We start from the raw sequence: 722 nt of genomic DNA, 5'->3' as shown, positions 1-722 counted from the left end.
CCGAAACTCGCAACCCGAAACTTTTAAATGAACAATCCATCTCTTGACCTTCAAATACAAACCTTGCCAAGCAATCCTGGCGTGTATCAGTATTATGACAAAGACGGAAAAATTCTATACGTAGGAAAAGCCAAAAACCTCAAGAAACGAGTAGCATCGTATTTCAATAAAATTCACGATACAGCAAAAACCAACGTTCTGGTTAAAAAAATTGTAACCATAAAACACATTGTGGTTACATCAGAACAAGATGCTCTTTTACTCGAAAACAACTTAATAAAAAAGCTACAACCACGTTACAATGTGTTGCTTCGTGATGACAAAACCTATCCGTGGATTTGCATCAAGAAAGAACCTTTCCCTAGAATATTTCCCACTCGCAGGATGGTAAAAGACGGCTCAGAATATTTTGGACCTTACACCAATTTCAAAGTAGTAAACACAATTTTAGATTTAATAAAAGAACTTTATCCGCTTAGAACTTGCAACTATGATTTGTCGCCAAGTAACATCAATTCGGGCAAGTTCAAAGTCTGTTTAGAATACCACATTGGCAATTGCAAAGGCGGATGCGAAGGCTATGAATCGGCAGAAAATTATCAAAGTCACGTTAACGTAATCCGCGAAATATTAAAAGGAAACTTCAAAGAAAGTTTGAAAGACTTCAAGGTCAAGATGCTTCAATTTGCATCCAATATGGAATTTGAGGAAGCTCAAAAAAC

General features: G+C 36.4%; 1 protein-coding gene. It reads left to right on the top strand.

The annotated features are described in order from the left end of the window. Nucleotides 1–27: 27 nt before the first annotated feature. Nucleotides 28–722 (top strand): GIY-YIG nuclease family protein (locus DIU01_RS15025; protein ID WP_290835874.1); only part of this gene is annotated, 695 nt, incomplete at its 3' end.

The sequence above is a fragment of the Flavobacterium sp. genome, from assembly GCF_003525665.1.
GTDB lineage: Bacteria > Bacteroidota > Bacteroidia > Flavobacteriales > Flavobacteriaceae > Flavobacterium.
This window is presented reverse-complemented; position numbering and strand designations above follow the sequence as displayed.